At 73.6% G+C, this 22,682-nt stretch carries 12 protein-coding genes; all 12 read left to right on the top strand.

The genetic code is table 11. The annotated features are described in order from the left end of the window. Positions 1–38: 38 nt before the first annotated feature. The 12 genes from Q392_RS17665 (at position 39) to mdoH (ending at position 22,665) form a co-directional block, all read left to right on the top strand. Positions 39–7,235, top strand: coding sequence for a type I polyketide synthase (locus tag Q392_RS17665; RefSeq protein WP_051953651.1), 7,197 nt, complete (start codon positions 39–41; stop codon positions 7,233–7,235). Positions 7,236–7,242: 7 nt separating this feature from the next. Next, positions 7,243–12,276, top strand: a complete 5,034-nt coding sequence (locus Q392_RS17660) for a non-ribosomal peptide synthetase (protein ID WP_051953647.1) — start codon at positions 7,243–7,245, stop codon at positions 12,274–12,276. A 5-nt stretch (positions 12,277–12,281) separates the two neighbouring features. After that, positions 12,282–12,998, top strand: a complete 717-nt coding sequence (locus Q392_RS17655; protein ID WP_051953644.1) for a 4'-phosphopantetheinyl transferase family protein — start codon at positions 12,282–12,284, stop codon at positions 12,996–12,998. Continuing rightward, positions 12,995–13,831 (top strand): serine aminopeptidase domain-containing protein, encoded by an 837-nt coding sequence (locus Q392_RS17650; protein ID WP_051953642.1) that lies wholly within the window; start codon positions 12,995–12,997, stop codon positions 13,829–13,831. Before Q392_RS17655 ends, Q392_RS17650 begins: the two co-directional genes overlap by 4 nt. Then, positions 13,828–14,721 carry an alpha/beta fold hydrolase gene (locus Q392_RS17645; protein ID WP_051953639.1) on the top strand — a complete coding sequence of 298 codons (894 nt, stop codon included), beginning with the start codon at positions 13,828–13,830 and terminating at the stop codon, positions 14,719–14,721. The genes Q392_RS17650 and Q392_RS17645 overlap by 4 nt, the downstream gene beginning before the upstream one ends. A 64-nt stretch (positions 14,722–14,785) precedes the next feature. Next, positions 14,786–15,235, top strand: coding sequence for a hypothetical protein (locus Q392_RS17640; RefSeq protein ID WP_038210562.1), 450 nt, complete (start codon positions 14,786–14,788; stop codon positions 15,233–15,235). Between the two features lie 87 nt (positions 15,236–15,322). Beyond that, positions 15,323–16,687, top strand: a complete 1,365-nt coding sequence (gene miaB / locus Q392_RS17635; protein WP_038210560.1) for a tRNA (N6-isopentenyl adenosine(37)-C2)-methylthiotransferase MiaB — start codon at positions 15,323–15,325, stop codon at positions 16,685–16,687. Then, positions 16,684–18,111, top strand: coding sequence for a sensor histidine kinase (locus Q392_RS17630; protein ID WP_038210558.1), 1,428 nt, complete (start codon positions 16,684–16,686; stop codon positions 18,109–18,111). The genes miaB and Q392_RS17630 overlap by 4 nt, the downstream gene beginning before the upstream one ends. A 1-nt stretch (position 18,112) precedes the next feature. Then, complete coding sequence (locus Q392_RS17625; protein ID WP_038210557.1) at positions 18,113–18,760, top strand: hypothetical protein; 648 nt, start codon at positions 18,113–18,115, stop codon at positions 18,758–18,760. Positions 18,761–18,821: 61 nt separating this feature from the next. Beyond that, complete coding sequence (locus Q392_RS17620) at positions 18,822–20,219, top strand: sigma 54-interacting transcriptional regulator (RefSeq protein ID WP_038210555.1); 1,398 nt, start codon at positions 18,822–18,824, stop codon at positions 20,217–20,219. 194 nt (positions 20,220–20,413) lie between these two features. Beyond that, positions 20,414–20,626: a hypothetical protein gene (locus tag Q392_RS17615; protein WP_038210548.1), complete on the top strand. Its 213-nt coding sequence runs from the start codon at positions 20,414–20,416 to the stop codon at positions 20,624–20,626. A 14-nt stretch (positions 20,627–20,640) separates the two neighbouring features. After that, a complete protein-coding gene (gene mdoH, locus Q392_RS17610) occupies positions 20,641–22,665 on the top strand; it encodes a glucans biosynthesis glucosyltransferase MdoH (protein WP_038210546.1) in 2,025 nt (674 codons plus the stop codon). The last annotated feature ends 17 nt before the right edge of the window (positions 22,666–22,682 follow it).

Below are 22,682 nucleotides of genomic sequence, written 5' to 3'. Positions count from 1 at the left end.
GCCCGAGACAAGCGGGACCAGATTCGGACATCTGAGCCATGCACACCCTCGTTTCTGCCTTGGCGGACGGCCTTTCGGGCCTCGAAGCCGCACTGATGGACATGCTGGGCACGGCGGCGGGCGCCGGCCGGCGCCGCGTCGCCCTTGCGCTGGACGCGCCGGCGGTGCAGGCCGTCGCCCTCCGGGCGCGCGAGCGCGGCCTGGCCGAGGACACGCCCCATGCCGCCGCCTGGTCCTGGGCGGCAGCCCGATGGATGGGCCGGACCGCCGGCACCGAAGGGCCCGGCTGCGGCGCCTGGCTCGACCAGGCCGAGCGGCTGCGCCGCGCCGGGGCCGAGGCGGCCGCCCGCCTGCGCCTCGTCTTCACGCCCGGCCCGCAGCCGGCGCTGGCCCTCGAGCACGACGATGCGCTGCTCGACCCGCACGCCGCCCTGGCCGTGCTGGAGGCCGTGGCCGGGCTGGCCGCCGCGCTGGTCGACGCGCCCGCCGACGCGCCGCTGGACAGCCTGCCCCTGCTGCCTCCGCCGCAACAAGACCGCTTGCTGAACCAGTGGAACCAGCCGGTGGCGCCAGCCGACCCCTCAGCCACCGTCCACGGGCTGTTCGCCCAGCAGGTGCGCCTGCACCCCGAAGCCATCGCGCTGACGGACGCCGCCGACGGCAGCCGCCTGACCTATGCGGAGTTGGACCATCGCGCCGGCTGCCTGGCCGCCGGCCTGCGGGCCGCGGGCGTGCAGGCCGGCGAGCGCGTCGGCGTGGCGCTGGGCCGTTCGGCCGCGGCCGTGGTCTCGGTGCTGGGCATCCTCAAGGCCGGCGCCGCCTACTTCCCGCTGGAGGCCGGCCTGCCGGCCGAGCGCCTGGCCTTCATGCTGCGCGACGGGCAGGTGCGGCACGTGATCGCCCGCGCCGGCGACACCCTGGCGCTGCCGGCGCAGGCCGAGGTGCTCGACGTCGATGCCCTGTGCGCCGGCCCGGCGCCGGCGGCCGATGCCGCAGCAGGCGGCGAGGCCGTCGCCTACGTCATGTACACCTCCGGCTCCACCGGCACGCCCAAGGGCATCGAGATCAGCCACCGCGCGATCCTGCGCCTGGTGGTCGATGCGCAGTACGTGGACCTGCCGCGCTTCCCGGTCGTGCTGCATGCGGCGCCGCTGGGCTTCGACGCCTCGACGCTGGAGATCTGGGGCCCGCTGCTCCACGGCGGCGAGTGCGTGGTGCACGACGAGACGGTGCCCACCGGCCCCGGCCTGCGCCGCACCATCGCGCACCACGGCGTGCAGACCGCCTGGCTCACGGCGGGCCTGTTCAACGCCGTGGTGGACGACGACCCGGCCCATCTGGCGGGCCTGCGCCAGTTGCTGACGGGCGGCGAGGCGCTGTCGGTGCCGCACGTGCGCCGCGCGCTGGACGCGCTGCCCGACACCACCCTCTTCAACGGCTACGGGCCGACCGAATGCACCACCTTCGCCGCGGTGCACCGCATCCCGCGCGAACTGCCGGCCGATGCGCGCTCGGTGCCGATCGGCCGGCCGATCAGCCACACGGTGCTGCGCGTGCTCGGTCCCTCGCTGGAACTGCTGCCGCCCGGCTGCGTGGGCGAGCTGTGCATCGGCGGGCGCGGCCTGGCGCACGGCTACCTCGGCCGGCCCGACCTGACGGCGGAACGCTTCGTGGACGACCCGTGGGGCGCACCCGGCGAGCGCCTGTACCGCACGGGCGACCATGCGCGCTGGCTGCCCGACGGCACGGTGGAGTTCGTCGGCCGCATCGACGGGCAGGTCAAGATCCGCGGCCATCGCATCGAAGTCGGCGAGATCGAGGCCGCGCTGCTGGCCCATCCGGCCGTGCGCTCCTGCGCGGTGGTGCCGCGCCAGGACGCGCAGGGCCAGATCCGGCTGGTGGCCTACCTCGTCGCGCAGGGCGAGCCGGCCGCCTGGCCGGTGCTGCGCGCCCACCTCGCGGCGACGCTGCCCGAGCCGATGATCCCCTCGGCGCAGGTGTGGCTGGCGGAACTTCCCGTCACGCCCAACGGCAAGCTGGACCGCCGCGCGCTGCCCGCGCCCTCGCGCCAGCGGCCCGAGATGGCCCAGCCCTACGAGGAGGCGCGCAGCCCGGCCGAGCAGCAGGTCTGCGACGCCTTCGCCCAGGTGCTAGAACTGGACGCCGTCGGCCGCAACGACAACTTCTTCGACCTCGGCGGCGACTCGCTGCGCGTGCTGCGCGTGATCGCCCTGCTGCAGCCGCTGGCCGCGCGGCCGCTGACCACCACGCTGCTGTTCCAGGACCCGACGCCGCGCGCCATCGCACCGGCGCTGGCACCGGCCGACGCCCCCGCGCCCGCCGCTGTCGTGCGCCGCGCGCAGCCCGATGCGCTGGAGCCGATCGCCCTGGTCGGCATGGCCGGCCGCTTCCCCGGCGCGGCCGACGTGGAAGGCTTCTGGGACAACCTGCTGGCCGGCCGCGAGACCATCACCTTCTTCGACGACGCCGCGCTGGACGCCGGCGTGAGCGCCGCGCTGCGCGCCGACCCGGCCTACGTGCGCGCCCGCGGCGTGATCGACGGCGTGGAGGACTTCGACGCCGCCTTCTTCGGCATCAACCCGAAGGAGGCGCAGCTGATGGACCCGCAGCAGCGCCTGTTCCTGGAGATCTGCTGGGAATGCCTGGAGCGCGCCGGCTACGTGCCCGACCAGGCGCCGGGCAGCGTCGGCGTGTACGCCGGCATGTACAACGCCTCGTACTTCCAGCGCCACGTGGCGACGCGGCCCGATTTGATCGAGGCGGTGGGCGAGTTCCAGGTGATGCTGGCCAACGAGAAGGACTACATCACCACCCGCGCGGCCAACCGGCTGAACCTCACCGGTCCGGCCGTGAGCGTGCACACCGCCTGCTCGACCTCGCTGGTGGCCATCGCCACCGCCTTCCACGCGCTGCGCAGCCACCAGTGCGACATGGCGCTGGCCGGCGGCGTGTCGATCACCTGCCCACCGCGCAGCGGCTACCTGTACCAGGAAGGTTCGATGCTCTCGCCCGACGGGCACACGCGCAGCTTCGACACGAACGCGCAGGGCACGGTGTTCAGCGACGGCGCGGGCGTGGTGCTGCTCAAGCGCCTGTCGGATGCGCAACGCGACGGCGACACCATCTATGCGGTGCTGCGGGGCGCGGCCATCAACAACGACGGCGGCGCCAAGGCCAGCTTCACCGCGCCCAGCGTCGACGGCCAGGTGCGCATGATCGAATCCGCCCTGGCCTGCGCCGGCGTGCCGGCCGCGAGCATCTCGTACCTGGAGGCGCACGGCACCGCCACGCCGATGGGCGACCCGATCGAGGTCGAGGGCCTGGCGCGCACCTACGGCCGCCACGCGCCCGAGGCCGGCCGCTACGCGCTGGGCTCGCTCAAGAGCAACGTCGGCCACATGGTGATCGCCGCCGGCGTCGGCGCGACGATCAAGACCGCGCTGGCGCTGCACGAGGAGGCGCTGCCGCCCTCGCTGCACTTCACCGCGCCCAACCCGGCGATGGACCTGGACGGCGCCCACCTGCGCGTCAACGACCGGCTGACGCCCTGGCCGCGCGTCGAGGGCAGGCCGCGCCGCGCCGGCATCAGCGCCATGGGCGTGGGCGGCACCAACGCGCACCTGATCGTGGAAGAGGCGCCCGAGCCGCCGCCGTCCGAGGAAGGCGCGGGCGCGCAGATGCTCGTGCTCTCCGCCCGCACGCCCACGGCGCTGGCTGCGGCCTGCGTGCGCCTGGCGGACCACCTGGAGCGACACGGCGCATCGGTGCCGCTGGCCGACGTCGCCCACACGCTGCGCGTGGGCCGCAAGGCCTTCGCCCACCGCGCCTGCGTGGCGGCGGCCGACCCTGCGGGCGCCGTCGCGGCGCTGCGCGCCACCGACTCGCCCTGGCGCGCCGTCGGCGCCCCCGGCACGCGGCTGCCGCAGTGCGTGTTCATGTTCCCCGGCCAGGGCGCGCAGTACGCCGGCATGGGCCGCGGCCTGCATGCGCAGGACGCGCTGTTCCGCGCCGCGCTGGACGAATGCCTCGCCGCCTTCGAGGGCGTCACCGACTTCGACCTGCGCGAGAAGCTGTTCAGCGACGACCCGGAGGCGCTGGCGCCCACCGCCGTCACGCAGCCGGCCACCTTCGCCGTCGAGTACGCGCTGGCCCGCCGCGCGCTCGCGCTGGGCCTGCAGCCGGCCGCGCTGGTCGGCCACAGCGTGGGCGAGTTCGCGGCCGCCGTCATCGCCGGCGTCATGGACCTGGCCGACGCGGCCCGCCTGGTGGCCCGCCGCGGCGCGCTGATGCAGGCGCTGCCGCCGGGCGACATGCTGTCGGTGCGCCTGCCCGCGCAGGAGCTGCTGCCGCTGCTGCCCGAAGGCGTGAGCCTGGCCGGCGACAACGGCCCGACCGCCTGCGTCGCCGCCGGCCCCGCCGACGCCGTCGAGGCGCTGCGCGCCGAGCTGGAGCGCCGCGGCGTCGCCGCGCGCCTGCTGCAGACCTCGCACGCCTTCCACTCGGCCATGATGGACCCGGCCGTCGAGCCCTTCACCGCGCTGGTGCGCACCTGCACGCTGTGCGCGCCGGCGCTGCCGATCCATTCCACCCTGACCGGCCGCCCGCTCGCCGCCGAGGAAGCGACCGACCCCGCCTACTGGGGCCGCCACCTGCGCGGGACGGTGCGCTTCTCGCCGGCCGTGCGCGCCCTGCTCGACACGCTGGCGCAACCGGTCTTCGTCGAACTCGGGCCGCGCAGCACGCTGGCGACGCTGGTGCGCCAGCATGCGCAGAAGGCGCAGCCGGTGCAGGCCGTCGCCGTCCTCGGCAGCCGGCCCGACGACGAGGACGCCGCCTTCAAGCTCGCCGCCGGCCGCCTCTGGACGCTGGGCGCCGAGATCGACCTGGGCGCGTTCGACACGCGCCAGCGCAAGCGCCGCGTGCGCCTGCCCACCTACCCCTTCGAGCGCAAGCGCTTCTGGGTCGACATCGCGCCCGCCGCCGCCCCGGCCGCAGCAGCGGTGCCGCCGCCCGCCGCCTTTGCCGACGCCGTCCCCCTTCCCGTTCCCACGGAGCCCTCCATGACCGCCTCCACCGCCGCGACCTCCTCCCGCACGGCCAGCCTCGACGCCCGCCTGCGCACGCTGTTCGAAGACATCTCCGGCATCGACATGGGCGATGTCGACAGCGCCGCGCCCTTCGTCGAGATCGGCCTGGACTCGCTGACGCTCACCCAGGCCGCGCTGCAGGTGAAGAAGAGCTTCCAGGTCAACCTGAGCTTCCGTCAGTTGATGGAGAGCTATCGCAGCTTCGAGGCGCTGGCGGCCTTCCTCGACGCCACGCTGCCGCCGGAGGCCGCGCCCGCGCAGCCCGCGGCGCCGGCCGTCCAGGCGGCGCCCGCCATGACGTTGCCGCAGAACGCCCCGGCCCCGGTCCTGCCCGCGATGCAGGCCGTGCCGGCCGCCGCCGGCGGCACGCTGGTGCAGCAGGTCATCGCACAACAGATGCAGCTCATGCAGCAGCAACTCGCTTTGCTGTCGGCGGCACCGTCGGTACCGGCCAGCCTCGCGCTGCCGGTGCCGACGGTGGAGCAATCCACGCACGGGGGCTCCGCCGCGGCCCCGGCGTCCAACACCGCGCCGGCCCCCGTGGCCGCGGCCGCGGCCGACGAAGAGCCGGCCCGGCCCATCCAGTACGACGTCAAGAAGGCCTTCGGCGCCATCGCGCGCATCCACACGCAGAGCAAGGAGCCGACCGAGCGCCAGAAGGCGCGGCTGAATGCCTTCATGCGCCGCTACGTGGAGCGCACGGCGAAGAGCAAGGCCTTCACCCAGGACAACCGCGCCCACATGGCCGACCCGCGCGTGGTCAACGGCTTCCGCCCGGCCACCAAGGAGATCACCTACCAGATCGTGATCGAGCGCTCCAAGGGCTCGCGCCTGTGGGACCTGGACGGCAACGAGTACGTGGACGTGCTCAACGGCTTCGGCATGAACCTGTTCGGCTGGCAGCCCGACTTCGTGCAGGAGGCGGTGCGCAAACAGCTCGACCTGGGCTACGAGATCGGCCCGCAGCACCCGCTGGCCGCCGAGGTCACGCAGCGCATCTGCGAGCTGACCGGCTTCGACCGCGCCGCGCTGTGCAACACCGGCTCCGAGGCAGTGATGGCGGCCGTGCGCATCGCGCGCACCGTCACCGGCCGCAACACGGTGGTGGTGTTCTCGGGCGCCTACCACGGCACCTTCGACGAGGTGCTGGTGCGCGCCGGCCGCCAGGCCAAGGGCCTGCCGGCGGCGCCCGGGATCATGCCGGGCATGTTCGGCGACGTGCGGGTGCTGGACTACGGCACGCCGGAATCGCTCGAATACATCCGCACCCATGCCGACGACCTGGCCGCGGTGCTGACCGAGCCGGTGCAGAGCCGCCGGCCCGACTTCCAGCCGCGCGAGTTCCTGCGCGAGGTGCGCGCCATCACCGAGAAGAGCGGCATCTGCCTGATCTTCGACGAGGTGATCACCGGCTTCCGCTCGCACCTGGGCGGCGCGCAGGCGCTGTTCGGCATCCGCGCCGACCTGGCCAGCTACGGCAAGGTGATCGGCGGCGGCTTCCCGGTCGGCGTGATCGCCGGCAAGCGCGAGTACATGGACGCGCTGGACGGCGGCGCCTGGCAGTACGGCGACGACTCCATCCCCACCGTGGGCGTGACCTACTTCGCCGGCACCTTCGTGCGGCACCCGCTGGCGCTGGCCGCCTGCAAGGCCTCGCTCGACCACCTCAAGCAGGCCGGCGAGGGCCTGCAGACCCAGCTCAACCTGCACACCGCCGCGCTGGCCGACGAGCTGACGGCCTACTGCCGCGAGGTAGGCGCGCCCATCGAGATCCGGCACTTCGCCTCGCTGTGGCGCGTGACCTGGCTGGAAGACCACCCGCTGCAGGACCTGCTGTTCGCCATGATGCGCAGCCGCGGCGTGCACATCCTGGACAACTTCCCCTGCTTCCTGACGACGGCGCACACGCACGACGACATCGCGACCATCAAGTCGGCCTTCAAGGCCGCGGTGGCCGAGCTGCAGGAGGCCGAGTTCATCCCGCGCAAGGCGCCCGCGCAAAGCGGCTTCGACGCCGCGCGCCCGCCGGTGCCGCATGCGCGCCTGGGCCGCGACAAGGATGGCCAGCCCGCCTGGTTCGTGCCGGACCCGGCCGCCCCCGGCAAGTTCAAGCGCGTCGAAGCCTGAGGAAGACATGAGCACCATCACGACCACCGCCACCGCCGAAGACCTGGACTTCGACCCCTTCGCCGCCGGCGCGATCGAGCGCGTCATCGCCACGACCGAGGCGCAGCGCGAGGTGTGGCTCGCCGACCGCCTGGCGCCGCAGGCCTCGCTGGCCTACAACGAGTCGGTCAGCCTCGTGCTGCGCGGCCCGCTGGACGCCGATGCGCTGCGCCGGGCGATCGAGCAGACGGTGGCGCGCCACGAATCGCTGCGCGCGACGATCTCGGCCGACGGCATGCAGCTCCTGATCGACGAGCCGGCGCCGCGCGAGCTGCCGCTGCGCGACCTCGCCGGGCTCGACGAGGCCGCGCGCCAGGCGGCGCTGGCGCAGGCGCGCGCCGAGGCGGTGGAGACGCGCTTCGACCTGGAGCAGGGCCCGCTGCTGCGGGCGGTGCTGCTGCGCTGCGCGCCCGATCTTCACGAGCTGCTGCTCACCGCGCACCACATCGTGTGCGACGGCTGGTCCTGGGGCCAGGTCATCGAGGACATCGGCCTGCTCTACGCACAGGGCGTGGGCGGCGACGGCAGCGGCCTGGCGCCCGCGCCGGCCCGCTACGAGGACTACGTGCAGCGCGAACGCATCGAGGCCCAGGGCCCGGAGATGGAGGCGCACACGCGCTTCTGGGTCGAGCGCTTCGCCGGCGGCGAGGCGCCGGTGGTGGACCTGCCCGCCGACCGGCCGCGCCCGGCCACGCGCGGCTTCGACTCGCGCCGGGTCGACGTGCTGGTCGATGCGGCGCTGGTGCAGCAGGTGCGCCAGCGCGGCGCCGCCTCGGGTGCCAGCCTGTTCGCCACGCTGTTCGGCGCCTTCGCCGGCACCGTGCACCGGCTCACGCAGCAGGACGACCTGGTGATCGGCGTGTCCGCCGCCGGCCAGTCCGCGCACGACATGCCCACGCTGGTGGGCCACTGCGTGAACCTGCTGCCGATCCGCATCGCGGTCGACCAGGGCATGGCGATGCAGGCGCTGGTGCGGCAGTCCGGCACGACGCTGCTCGACGCCTTCGAGCACCAGACGCTGACCTACGGCACGCTGCTGCGCAAGCTGCAGCTGCAGCGCGACCCGAGCCGCCCCACGCTGGTGAGCGTGGTGTTCAACCTCGACCGCGAGGCGGCGGTGCCCGCCGGCGCCTTCCCCGGCCTGGCCGTGGACATCGTGGCCAACCCGCGCCACTTCGAGAACTTCGAGCTGTTCCTCAACTGCACGCCGACCGCGCAGGGCCTGCGGCTGGAGTGCCAGTACAACACCGGCCTGTTCGACGAGGCCAGCGTGCTGCGCTGGCTGGCCCTGTTCCGCGCCGGCCTGGAGCGCTTCGCGGCCGATCCCGCGCTGACGGTGGCGCAGGCCTTCGCGCCCGGCGAGGCCGACCGCGCACTGCTGGCCGCCTTCAACCGCCGCGCCGAGGGCGCGCCGCGCGAGGAGCTGCTGCACGTGTGTTTCGAGCGGCAGGCCGCGGCGCAGCCGCAGGCGCCCGCCCTGCGCCTGGACGGGCGCACCGTCAGCTACGGCGAGCTGAACGCGCAGGCCAACCGCATCGCCCACCGCCTGCTGGCGCTCGGCCTGCGCCCCGACAGCCTGGTCGGCCTGTGCGCCGAGCGCAGCGTGGAGATGCTGGCCGCCCTGCTCGGCATCCTGAAGGCCGGCGCGGCCTACGTGCCGATGGACCCGGCCTACCCGGCCGACCGCCTGGCCCACATGCTGCGCGACAGCGCGCCGGCGGCGCTGCTGACGCAGTCGCACCTGGCCGCGCGCGTGCCGCCGGGCGACGCGCCGGTGATCCTGCTGGACGACGCGACGCTGGCCGCGCAGCCCGCGCACGACCCCGACCCGGCCGCGCTGGGCCTCACGCCCGCGCACCTGGCCTATGTGATCTACACCTCCGGCTCCACCGGCGTGCCCAAGGGCGTGCTGGTCGAGCACCGGCAGGTCAGCCGCCTGTTCGGCGCGACGCAGCCCTGGTTCCACTTCGGCGCGCAGGACGTGTGGACGCTGTTCCACTCCTTCGCCTTCGACTTCTCGGTGTGGGAGATCTGGGGCGCGCTGCTGCACGGCGGGCAGCTGGTGATCGTGCCGCAGCTCACCACCCGCGACCCGCAGGCCTTCCACCAGCTGCTGTGCGACGAGGGCGTGACGGTGCTCAACCAGACGCCCAGCGCGTTCCGCCAGCTGATGGCCGCGCAGGCCGAGGCCGGCCCGGGCGCGCGGCACAGGCTGCGCACCGTGGTCTTCGGCGGCGAGAAGCTGGAGCCCAGCATGCTCAGGCCCTGGTACCAGCGCGCGGCCAACCAGGCCACGCAACTGGTCAACATGTACGGCATCACCGAGACCACCGTGCACGTGACCTACCGCCCGCTGAGCGCGCAGGACGCCGAGCGCATCGGCACCAGCCCCATCGGCGAGCGCATCCCCGACCTCACCATCCATGTGCTCGACGCGCAGCGCCGGCCGGTACCCATCGGCGTGGTGGGCGAGCTGTACGTGGGCGGCGCCGGCGTGGCGCGCGGCTACCTGAACCGGCCCGAGCTGAACGCCGAGCGCTTCATCCCCGACCCCTTCTCCGGCGAGGCGGGCGCCCGCCTGTACAAGACGGGCGACCTGGGCCGCTACCTGAACGACGGCAGCCTGGAGTACCTCGGCCGCAACGACTTCCAGGTCAAGGTGCGGGGCTTCCGCATCGAACTGGGCGAGATCGAGGCCCGCCTGGCCGCCTGCGCCGGCGTGGGCGAGGCCGCGGTGATCGCACGCGAGGACGTCCCCGGCGACCTGCGCCTGGTCGGCTACGTCAGCGCCCAGGGCGGCGCCACGCTCTCGCCGGCGGAGCTGCGCCAGGCACTGGGCGCATCGCTGCCCGACTACATGGTGCCGGCCGCCATCGTCGTGCTGCCCAAGCTGCCGCTGAACACCAGCGGCAAGCTGGACCGCAAGGCGCTGCCCGCGCCCGACCTGCACGCCATCCTCGGCGGCGCCGGCGCGCGCGTGCGCGCCCTGCCCGCCAGCGAGCTGGAGCGCCGCGTGCTCGGCCTGATGGAGCAGGTGCTGAGCCTGCCCGGCCTGAGCATGGAGGACGACTTCTTCGCGCTCGGCGGCCACTCGCTGCTGGCGGCGCGCCTGACGGCGATGCTCGGGCGCGAGTTCGACATGAAGCTGTCGCTGGCGACCCTGTTCGAGTCGCCCACCGCCGCGCGCCTGGCGCGCGCCATCGAGGCGCTGCGCGCCGGCGGCCAGGCCACGGCGCTGGAGCGGATCGCGCAGCGCGCCGACCAGCGCAGCGCACCGCTCACGCCGCAGCAGGAGCGCATCCGCTTCATCGAGACGATGTACCCCGGCCGCGCGGTCTACAACGGCCCCTCGGCCCACCGCTTCACCGGCGCGCTGGACATCGCGCGCTTCCACGAGGCGCTGCGCGCGATCGTGCGCCGGCAGGCCACGCTGCGCACCCGCGTCGGCACCGATCCGAACACCGGCGCGCCGGTGCAGGAGGTGCTGGCGGAACTGGACCCGGCGCTGGAGGTGGTGGACCTGCGCGCCCTGCCTGCCGACGAGCGCGAGGCGCGGCTGCAGGCGCTGATGCAGGCCGGCGCGGACGCGCCCTTCGACATCCACCAAGGCCCGCTGTTCCGCTTCGCTCTGTACCGCCTGACCGACGAGGAGCACGCCTTCCTCTTCGTGCCGCACCACCTGATCTGGGACGGCTGGTCCTTCGACCTGTTCCAGGCCGAGCTGTCGGAGACCTACCGCGCGCTGGCCGCCGGCCGCGCGCCGGAACTGCCGGCGCTGGCCGTGAGCTACGGCGACTACGCCGCCTGGTTCGCCCAGTGGCTGGAGTCGCCCGAGTGCGCCCGCCAGCTCGCCTTCTGGAAGCAGCGCTTCGCCCAGGCGCCGCGGCCCGCGCCGCTGCCGACCGACCTGCCCCGCCGCGCCGGCATGACCGGCGCCGGCGGCAACCTGTGGGTGCGCGTCGACCAGCCGCTGGCCGAGCGGCTGCGCGAGGCGGCGCGCGGGCACGACGTGACCCTCAGCATGCTGTGCCTGGGCGTCTACGTGCTGATGATGGCGTCGCTCAGCCCGAACGGCTCGATCGTCGTCGCCACGCCGGTGCGCGGACGCGAGCAGCCGGGGCTGGAGCCGGTGATGGGCTTCTTCAACAACGTCCTGCCCCTGCCCTTCACGCTCGACCGCAGCCTGGACCTGGGCGCCTTCGTGCAGCAGCTCAAGCGCGAGCTGGTGGCGGCGATGGACCACCAGCAGGTGCCCTTCGAGCGCGTGGCCACCGAGCCCGAGTTCGCGGAGCGGATGCAGGGCGCCGGGCTGTACCAGGCGCTGTTCTCCTTCCAGGACGCGCGCGCCCGCCCGGCCGACATCGGCGGCCTGGGGCACCGCCAGATCCACCTGCGCCAGCAGGCCGCGACCGACGACCTGGGCCTGTGGCTGATGGACAAGCCCAATGGCCTGGAAGGCGCCATCAACTACAACGCCGACATCTACCTGCCCGAGACCGGCGAGGCCCTGTGCCAGCGCTACATGGAGCTGCTCGCCGCCGTGGCGGCCGACCCGCGCGCCCCGCTGGCGGCGCTGCTGGACGCGCCCGCCTCGCGCGCCGCGGCGCACCTGCGGGCGCTGGCCGAACGTTCGGCCGAGGCGCCGGCAGCCGCCGAGGCCGCCCCGGCGCAGGCCGCGCAGGCCGCGGCGCTGCTGCAGCCCGAGCAGGCCGAGCTGGCCCAGGTCTGGGCGAGCGTCATCGGCATCGACGTGAACGAGATCCGGCCCTCCGACACCTTCTTCGACCTGGGCGGCGACTCGCTGATGGCCATGCGGGTGATCCAGCAGGCGGAGGCAGCCATGGGCCTGCGCATCGAGCCGCGGCGCTACGTCTTCGAGACGCTGGCGCAACTGGCGGCCACGCCGCGCACCGCGGTGCCGGCAGCGGCAGCCGCCGTGGCGGCGCCCGGCGCGGCGAAGCGGGGCCTGCTGTCCCGCCTGTTCGCGGGCCGCGGCCAGTGAACGGCATGCACCGTCTCGCGACATCGATCGACAGCCCCTGGCCGGGTTGCCGGCTCTGGCGCATCGACCTGGCGCAGCCGGTGCCGGCCGAGGCGATCGCCCGGCTGTCGGCGCAGGAGCGTGCGCGCGCCGATGCCTTCGCCTTCGAGCAGGACCGCCGGCGCTACCTGTGCGCCCATGCGGCGCTGCACGGCATCCTCTGCGCGGTACGCGGCCCTCGCCGTGCCGCCCTGGCCGCCGAATGGCGCACCGGTCCCTTCGGCAAGCCGGCGCTGGCCGACGCGGCAACGCCGCACTTCAACCTCAGCCACAGCGGCGCGACGGGCGTGGTGGCGGTGTCCGACACGCACGAGGTGGGCGTCGACATCGAGCTGCTGCGGCCGGTGCCGGACGCGCTGGACCTGTCCGCCGCGTATTTCCGTGCCGCGGAGCACGCGGCGCTGCAGGCCCTGCCGCCCGCCCTGCGCGCGACGGCCTTCCTGCGCGCCTGGACCCGCAAGGAGGCCGTGCTCAAGGCCGTGGGCACCGGCCTCGGGCTGGACCCGCAGACGCCGTACACCGGCCTCGACGGCGACCTCGCGCGCGTGCAGGTCCCGGGCCCGTCGGGCCGGCAGGCCACGGTGGAACTGGCCACGCTCGACCTGCCCGGTGCCATCGTGTCCGTGGCGCGCTGCGCCGTCCGCGCGCCGGCACCCGTCTTCGCGGAGGCCGTGCCCGCATGACGCCGCTGACCTTCGGCCCCGCCGGGCGCCGCCTGTTCGGCATCTTCCATGCGCCGGCGACCGGCCTGGCACCGGCCTCGGCGGTGCTGCTGTGCCCGCCGATGGGGCAGGAGCTGTTCCGCGCGCAGCGCTTCCTGCGCGTGCTGTCGGACCGGCTGGCGCGCGCCGGCGTGGCCGTGCTGCGCTTCGACTACCACGGCACCGGCGACTCGCCCGGCGACGACGAGGACGGCGACATGGCGGGCTGGCAGGGCGACGTCGCGGCCGCCCATGCCGAGCTGCGGCGCCGCGCCGGCGCCGTCCCGGTGGCTTGGTGCGGCGCACGGCTCGGCGCCACGCTCGCCGCCGCGGCCGCGCACGCCGCGGCGCAGGGCCCGCAGCACCTGCTGATGTGGGACCCGGTCCTCGATGGCGCGGCCTATCTGCGCGCGCTGCGCGAGGCCCATGCCTCGGTGCTGATCAAGAGCTTCTGCCTGCCGGTGCCCGGGCTGCGCCGGCGCCTGGCCGCCGAGCCCGACGCCTACACCGAGGGACCGCTGGGCTACGGGCTGTCCGCACGCCTGCGCCAGGAGCTGCGCGAGCTCGTGCCGCAGCGCGTCGCGCTCTCGCCCGCGCACGGCACGACGGTGCTGGCGATGCCGCAGGACGCGACGGCGCAGGCCTGGGCCGAGGCGCAGCGCGCGCTGGCGCGGCCGGTGCAGCGGGTGCCCTTCGCCCACACCTGGGGCTGGACGGAAGACCAGCAGCGGCCCGGCCAGGCGACGATGGTGCCGGCCGAACCGCTGCAGCAACTGCTGCAGCGGCTGCGCGCCCCCGCGGAAGCGACGGCATGACCGAGACCCCCGTCCGCTTCGGCCCCGAGGACGCCCGGCTGATGGGCGTGCTGACCGTGCCCGACGCCCTGCCGGCCGCGCCGCTGGCCTGCCTGCTGATCAACCAGGGCGCCGGCCACCGCACCGGCCCCGCCCGCATCAACGTCAAGCTGGCCCGCCGGCTGGCGCAGCAGGGCATCGCCAGCCTGCGCCTGGACCTCGCCGGCCTCGGCGACAGCGACGCCCCGCGCGGCAACGGCGGCCACGTCGAGCAGGGCGTGGCCGACCTGCTGGCCGCCATGCAGCTGGTCGAGACGATGACCGGCATCCGCCGCTTCCTGCACATCGGGCTGTGCATGGGCGGGGTGTACGGCGCGGCGCTGGCGCAGCAGGACCCGCGCGTGGCGGGGCTGCTGCTGTTCGACAGCTTCGCCTTCCCGCGCCGCCGCGCCGCCCTGGCGCTGGCGCTGCGCCGGATCGTGGCGCTGCCCTTCAACGCCTCGCTGCGCGAGAAGATCGCCAACGCCCTGCGCGGCCGCATCCACGGGCGCGGCGCACAGCTCGCCGACGCGCCGACGCCGGAAGACCACGCGCAGCGCTTCCGCGCCGCCATGTCGGCCCTGGCCGCGCGCGGCACCCCGGTCCTCATGCTGTCCTCCGGGAGCCTGCACGTGGCCGACCGCGGACACGACCAGCTCGGCGAGATGGCCGGCGAGCCCTTCGCGCAGCACATCGAGTACCGCTTCGAGCCGGCGATCGAGCACACCCTGGTGACGCTGGCGTCGCAACGCGTCTTCCTCGACCTGGCCTGCGACTGGGCCCGACGCGTGCAGCAGCGCACGGCCGTGGCGCCGGCGGGCGCGGCGGCCGGCCGGGCCGCCCGGCCCGCCCCTGCGCTGGCCGGCTGCTGAGGGCGCCGCGGCGGAACGCGTCGCCCTCCTAGAATCGCGGGTTGCCAGCCTCTGGATGTACCCCATGAACCGCTGCCCCGCCCCCCACGATTCCCCTGCCCGTCCGACCCGCGCCGCCGTCCTGGCGGCGGCTGCCGCACTGGTGCTGGCCGCTGCGCCGGCGCATGCGCAGTTCCAGGTCCAGACCCAGAACGAGGCCGCCGTGGGCGGCCGCAACTTCCCCGTCAACACGCTGCGCGGCAGGCTGGTCATCACCGGCTTCCCGGAGGCCGCGCTGGACGGCCGGCCCGAGCGCCTGGCGCCGGGCGCGCGCATCCGCAACCCGCAGAACATGATCGTGCCGCCGGCCACCCTCACGGGGCAGGACCTGGCGGTCAACTACCGGCGCGACGCGGCCGGCCTGGTCAGCGAGGTGTGGATCCTCACGCCGACCGAGGCCGCCGCCGAGCGCGAGGCGGCGAACAAGCCCTTCCTGAACTTCTGGCCCTTCACCACGAAGGCGCAGAACGAGTAGCCGCGCCGGCTGGGGCCGTGCCCGCCGCTCGCCCCGCGGGCGGCGCACGCCATGGACTTTCACCGCAACCGCCACGGGAGTTGCCGCATGACCCGCAAAGTTTTCATCAAGACCTTCGGCTGCCAGATGAACGAGTACGACTCGGACAAGATGGCCGACCTGCTGGCCGCCGCCGAGGGCTACGAGCCCACGCAGGACGTCGAGGAAGCCGACCTGATCCTCTTCAACACCTGCTCGGTGCGCGAGAAGGCGCAGGAGAAGGTGTTCTCCGACCTCGGCCGCGTGCAGCACCTGAAGGCGCGCGGCGTGAAGATCGGCGTGGGCGGCTGCGTCGCCAGCCAGGAGGGCGCGGCCATCATCGAGCGCGCGCCCTACGTGGACGTGGTGTTCGGCCCGCAGACGCTGCATCGCCTGCCCGAGATGCTGGCGCGGCGCGACGCCGAGAAGCGCCCGCAGGTCGACATCTCCTTCCCCGAGATCGAGAAGTTCGACCATCTGCCGCCGGCGCGGGTGGAGGGCGCCACCGCCTTCGTCTCGATCATGGAGGGCTGCTCCAAGTACTGCAGCTACTGCGTGGTGCCCTACACCCGCGGCGAGGAGGTCAACCGCCCGCTGGACGACGTGCTGGTGGAAGTGGCCGGCCTGGCCGACCAGGGCGTGAAGGAGGTGACGCTGCTGGGCCAGAACGTGAACGCCTACCGCGGCAGGATGGGCGACACCAGCGAGATCGCCGACTTCGCGCTGCTGATCGAGTACATCGCCGAGATCCCGGGCATCGAGCGCATCCGCTACACCACCAGCCACCCGAACGAGTTCACGCCGCGCCTGATCGAGGTGTACGGCAGGGTGCCGCAGCTCGTGAGCCACCTGCACCTGCCGGTGCAGCACGGCAGCGACCGCATCCTGATGGCGATGAAGCGCGGCTACACGGCCATGGAATACAAGAGCACGATCCGCAGGCTGCGCGCCGTGCGTCCGCAGCTCGCGCTGTCGAGCGACTTCATCGTCGGCTTCCCCGGCGAGACGGAGGAGGACTTCGCGAAGATGATGAAGCTCATCGACGACGTGGGCTTCGACTCGAGCTTCTCCTTCATCTTCAGCCCGCGCCCCGGCACGCCGGCCGCCCAGTTCCCCGACGACACGCCGCACGCGGTGAAGCTCGCGCGCCTGCAGCACCTGCAGAAGACCATCGACGACAACGTGAAGCGCCTGTCGGAAGCGCTGGTGGGCACCACCCAGCGCGTGCTGGTGGAAGGCCCGTCGAAGAAGAACCCGGCCGAGCTGATGGGCCGCACCGACTGCCACCGCGTCGTCAATTTCGAGGCGCCGCCGCGGTTGACGGGGCAGATGGTGGAGGTGCGGATCACCCGTGCGCTGTCGCACACGCTGCGCGGCGAGGTCGTCACGCGCGTGACGGGCGCCGCGGACGAAAGCGAGCCGCTGGCCGCATGACCACTCCGCGCCGCGCCCGCGGCTCGTTCCAGCAGTTGCTGCTGTTCGCCTTCCTGCTCATCACGGCGCTGCTGGTGGGCGTGTCGCTGCGCGCGCTGGTGCAGTACGACCGGCTGATGGTGCAGAGCCGCGACGCCGCCAAGCGCGCGCTGCAACTGTCGGGCGCGGCACAGTCGCTGGCCGAGCGCAGCGCGGTGATGGAGCGGTCCGGGCGCCAGTCGCTGGTGCTCAACGACGCCGTGCTGCGCCGCCGCTTCGGCGAGGCCGCGCACGATGCGCAGGGCGTGGTGCAGCAACTGGTGGACAACGGCATGCTGCCGCAGTCGGCCGAGGCCTGGCGCACGCAACTGGACGTGATCGAGGGGCTGATGAACGGCCCGTCCGACACCGCCCTCACGCGCGAGACCTCGATGGCGGTGCAGTTCCGCGAGCTGGACGCGCTGAACACGCAGATCGCGCAGCAGGCGCAGTTCCTCATCGAGACGCAGAACAACGCCCTGGCCGAGCGGCTGGAGCGCGCGCGCCGGCGCCTGATGCAGCAGGTGCTGGCCGCCAGCGCGCTGGCGGTGGCGATGGCGCTGGCCTTCGGCATCTGGCTGGCGCGGCCCTTCAAGCGGCTGGAGCGCGCCATCCACGGCCTGGGCGAGAACCGCCTGGACGAGCCCATCGACATCCGCGGCCCGGCCGACGTGCGCCGCGTGGCGCAGGAGCTGGACTGGCTGCGCCTGCGGCTGACCGAACTGGACGCGGACAAGGCACGCTTCCTGCGGCACGTCTCGCATGAACTCAAGACCCCGCTGGCCGCACTGCGCGAGGGCGTCTCGCTGCTGGAGGAAGGCGTGACCGGCCAGCTCAGCCCGGCGCAGCGCGAGGTGGTGCAGATCCTGCAGCAGAACACGGTGGCGCTGCAGGGGCAGATCGAGGCGCTGCTGCGCTTCAACGCGGCCGCCTTCGAGGCGCGCCAGCTCAACCGCCAGCGCACGCCGCTGCTGCCGCTGATCGAGCAGCAGATCGAGGCGCAGCGCCTGCAGTGGCAGGCCGGCGGCCTCACGGTGCACGCCGAGGGCGAGCCGGTGGCGGTGTCGGTCGACCCGGTGAAGCTCGGCACGGCGCTGGGCAACCTGCTGTCCAACGCGATCCGCTTCTCGGCGCGCGGCGGCACCATCGCCTTCCACGTCTCCAGCACGCCCTCGCTGGCCGTCATCGAGGTGGCCGACGCCGGCCCCGGCGTGTCGGAGCAGGACCGCGACCGCATCTTCGAGCCCTTCTTCCGCGGCGAACGCCAGCCCGAGCACGCGGTCAAGGGCACGGGCATCGGGCTTTCGATCGTGCAGGAGTACATTGCGGCCCATGGTGGGCGCATCGAACTGCTGCCCAGCGGCCCCGGCGCGCGCTTCCGCATCGAGCTGCCGCGCAACGCTTGACATGACACACCCCCAGACTTCGCGGACCCCGCTCCGCTTCGCCGCTGCATCGGCCGCCGCCCTGGCGCTGATGCTGGCCGCCTGCACCACGCCGGCGCCGGCACCCGCGCCGCCGACACCCCCGCCGCGGATCAGCGTCCCGCCGCCGCCCCCGCCGGTGATGCCGGTCGAGGCCGAGCCGCAGGCGCCCGCCACGCAACTGATGCCGCCGCTGCCCGGCCCGATCGGCGCCATGCTCGCCTACGCCGACCGGGTGCGCGGCTTGCCGGGCGGCGAGCTGAACGCCGAGATCGCGCGCCTGGGCGAGCCGAACGACCCCGCCACCCAGATGCAATTGGGCCTGGCGCTGGCGCAGACGCGCAACCCGCCCGACCTGGCGCGCGCCGCCGGCCTGATGCAGCGGGTGGCCGGCAATGCCTCGCCCGAGGGGCTGTCGCTGGCGCCGCTGGCGCGGCTGCTGGCCGCGCGCTACCTGGAGCAGCGCCGCGTGGAGGACGACCGCGACCGCCAGGTGCAGCAGCTCAAGGACGCGCAGCGCCGCATCGACCAGCTCAACGACCGCATCGAGGCGCTGCGCGCCATCGAACGCAGCTTCGCGCGCCCGCCCGCGCCGCCGCCACCGCCCGTCAACGGAGGGCCCAGGCCATGAGCGCCGCCCGGCCGTTCCGAAGGCGCTCGCACCCGCAGTGCGAAGCACGGAGGGCAGTTCAGTGAGCGAAGCCACGGCCAAGGGCGCCCGCATCCTGGTCGTCGACGACGACCCGGACCTGCTGCGGCTGCTGTCGCTGCGGCTGACCGGCGCCGGCTACCAGGTCACGGCCGTCACCTCGGCCGAATCGGCGCTCACCCAACTGGAGATCGAGCACCCGCGCCTGGTGCTCAGCGACGTGCGGCTGCCCGGGCGCGACGGCCTGCAGCTCTTCGACGAGATCCGCAAGCGCCACCCCGCGCTGCCGGTGATCCTGCTGACCGCGCACGGCACCATCCCCGACGCGGTGGAGGCCACCTCGCGCGGCGTCTTCACCTACCTGACCAAGCCCTACGAGCCGCGCGAGCTGCTCGACAAGATCGGCCAGGCGCTGGCCCTGGGCGCGCCGGCGGCCACGCCCGCCGCCGCCGGCGACGAGACCTGGCGCAGCGAGATCGTCAGCCGCTCCAGCCGCATGGCCGAGGTGCTGGCCGAGGCGCGCATGGTTGCCCAGTCCGACGCCAGCGTGCTGCTGCGCGGCGACTCCGGCACCGGCAAGGAAGTGCTGGCGCGCGCCATCCACAAGGCCAGCGCGCGGGCGAAGAAGCCCTTCGTCGCCGTCAACTGCGGCGCGATCCCCGAGGCGTTGCTCGAGTCCGAGCTGTTCGGCCACGTCAAGGGCGCCTTCACCGACGCGCACGCCAACCACAAGGGCCTGTTCCAGCAGGCCGACGGCGGCACGCTGATGCTCGACGAGATCGGCGACATGCCGCCTGCTCTGCAGGTCAAGCTGCTGCGCGTGCTGCAGGAACGCGCGGTGCGCCCGGTGGGCGCCACCCAGGCCATCGCGGTGGACGTGCGCATCATCTCCGCCACCCACCGCGACCTGGACGCCGCCATGGCGGCCGGCCAGTTCCGCGAGGACCTGTACTACCGCCTGAACGTCGTCACCCTGACGCTGCCCTCGCTGGCCGACCGGCGCGAGGACATCCCGCTCCTGGCCAACCACTTCCTGCACAAGCTGGCCGGCAAGTACGGCAAGCGCCTCTCGGGCTTCGCGCCCGAGGCGCTGAAGGCGCTGACCACCGCGCCCTGGCCGGGCAACGTGCGGCAGCTCTTCAACGTGGTGGAGCAGGTGTGCGCCCTGTCCAGTTCGCCGCTGATCCCGCTGGCGCTGGTGCAGCGGGCGCTGCGGGTGCCCACCGTGGAAGTGCTCACCTATGCGGACGCCAAGCAGCGCTTCGAGCGCGAGTACCTGGTGGGCCTGCTCAAGCTGACCGACGGCAACGTCGCCGACGCCGCGCGGCTGGCGGACCGCAACCGCACCGAGTTCTATCGCCTGCTGCAGAAGCATGCGCTCACCCCCGGCCACTTCAAGGCCGAGGCCGGATCGCCCCCCGGCGACCCTGTCGCCGAGTAGCGACAGGGCTAAGTGCTTGATTTGATTCAGTTTCATCACCACCCGCCCCCCACCTGTCGGGCGGCGGCGACAGAAACAGGGGTTTTCCGGGCCGGGGGCCCGGAAACAGCCGTCGAAGCCTCTCGAAAATCGACCTAAGTCGTTGAGGTGAAATAAGATTTTCATGCTGGCACGGGCTTTGCCCCATAGCCGGCATGAACCACCTGATCAGCCCCTCTTCCGCACTGCGTCCGCAGCGCGGCGGTCTGCGTCAAAAACCCCATTTCGCCGCCGCGCGCCCGCGCGCCGCCGGCCATGCAGCCCCCTCCGGCGCCCTGAACGCCGCCGGCGCCGCCGCGGACTGCGTCTTCAAGCGCATGCCCTCCATCGGCGACACCGCCGCCCACGCCGTGTCGGCCCGCTGGTAAGGAGAAAGCCGTCCATGAAGCCGAACGACTTCTCCCACCTGAAGGTGCTCACCCCGGCCGACTTCGAGGCCGCGCCCGTGCCCTCCACCCGCAGCCCGCTGCGCGAGGAGCGCCATCCCAACGCCGTCACCGCGCCGCCGATCCACCGCGGCTCGATGACGCCCCGCCCCTGGCGCGGCTTCTGGAACAGCATCGGCACCGCCCTGCTGCTGAAGCTGGGCGTCGGCGGCGAGCCCGCGCCCGAGGCCGTGCACTTCCCGAAGCAGGCCTGGGAGCGCGCCGCGCGCCAGCGCCGCGCCGTCTTCATCCTGCTGGCCGTGCTCAGCACGGTGGTCGCCTCCACCCTGTTCGCGCAGGTGCAGCCCGACTACGACAACAAGTTCCTCGAATGGGGCCAGATCGCCCTGTACGGCCTGCTCTCGGGCTGGGTCGTGACCGGCTTCGTGACGGCGCTGATGGGCTTCTACGTCTCGCTCTTCGGTGACAGGCACGCCCTCTCGGCCAAGCAGGTGGCACACCACCCGATGAACCCCGAGGCGCGCACCGCCATCATCATGCCGATCTGCAACGAGGACGTGGCCACCGTCTTCGCCGGCCTGCGCGCCACCTGCGAGTCGGTCGCCAACACCGGCCACGCGCAGCAGTTCGACGTGTTCGTGCTCTCGGACAGCTACGACCCCGAGATCGCCAGGGCCGAGCGCGCCGCCTGGGAAGACCTGCGCGCCGCGCTGGCCGAGAACGGGAACCAGCCGCAGGTCGAGGTCTACTACCGCCTGCGCACCCGCCGCACGCACCGCAAGGCCGGCAATGTGGCCGACTTCTGCCGCCGCTGGGGCAAGGACTACCGCTACATGATCGTGCTGGACGCCGACTCGGTGATGAGCGGCGACTGCCTGGCGAACATGGTCAAGCTGATGGAGGCGAACCCCTCCGCCGGCATCATCCAGACCGCCACCCAGGCCATCGGCCACGTGACGCTGCACGCCCGCGCGCAGCAGTTCGCCAGCCGCGTGACGGGGCGCCTCTTTACCCTGGGCATGCAGTTCTGGCAGCTGGGCGAATCGCACTACTGGGGCCACAACGCCATCATCCGCGTCGAGCCCTTCATGCAGCACTGCGCGCTGGCCCCGATCAAGGGTACGGGCGGCATGTCGGGCGGCATCATGAGCCACGACTTCGTCGAGGCCGCGCTGATGCGCCGCGCCGGCTACCACGTGTGGCTGTGCGCCGACCTGGTCGGCAGCTACGAGCAGCAGCCGCCGGACCTGCTGGCCGAGCTGCAGCGCGACCGCCGCTGGTGCCAGGGCAACCTGCAGAACGCCCGCCTGATGGCCGAGCCCGGCATCCATTCCGTGCACCGCGCGATGTTCGTGACCGGCACCATGGCCTACGTCTCGGCGCCGCTGTGGCTGGCCTTCATGACCCTGGGCACCGCCCTGTGGCTGTCGGGCTCCAGCCTGGTGGACTACTGGATGGTGATGCCGATGGAACTGGCCGGCCTGTGGCTGTGGACGCTGTGCCTGCTGTTCCTGCCCCGCGTGCTGGGCCTGGTGGCCGTGCTGCTGCGCAAGGAGCAGCGCCAGTTCGGCGGCCTGTTCGCGCTCTTCAAGAGCTCGGTGCTGGAAGCCGGCATGGCGATCGTGCAGGCGCCGGTGCGCATGCTGGCCCATTCGCTGTTCGTCGTGGTGGCGCTGACCGGCATCAAGCTGGACTGGAAGTCGCCCCCGCGGGAAGCCGCCGCCGTGCCGTGGCGCGAGGCCGCCGCCCGCCTGCTGCCGATGAGCGGGATCGTCGCCGTGCTGGCCGCCGCCGTGGCCCTGGTCGACGCCAGCGCGCTGGTGTGGCTGATGCCGGTGGGCCTGCCGCTGCTGCTGGCCATCCCGATGGCCGTGGTCACCAGCCAGATCGCCCTGGGCAGCGCGATGCGCGAGCGCAGCTACCTGCTGATCCCCGAGGAATCGCGCTCGCCGGCCGTGCTGCGCCGCGCCTGGATGCACGCCGACCGCCTCTCGCAGCCCAAGGCGCTGCTGGCTGCCTGATCGAGAAAACTGCTGTC

It is taken from the genome of Xenophilus azovorans DSM 13620 (assembly GCF_000745855.1).
Classification (GTDB): Bacteria; Pseudomonadota; Gammaproteobacteria; order Burkholderiales; family Burkholderiaceae_C; genus Xenophilus; species Xenophilus azovorans.
The sequence above is the reverse complement of the archived record's forward strand: the minus strand, read 5'-3'. Positions and strand labels throughout refer to the sequence as shown.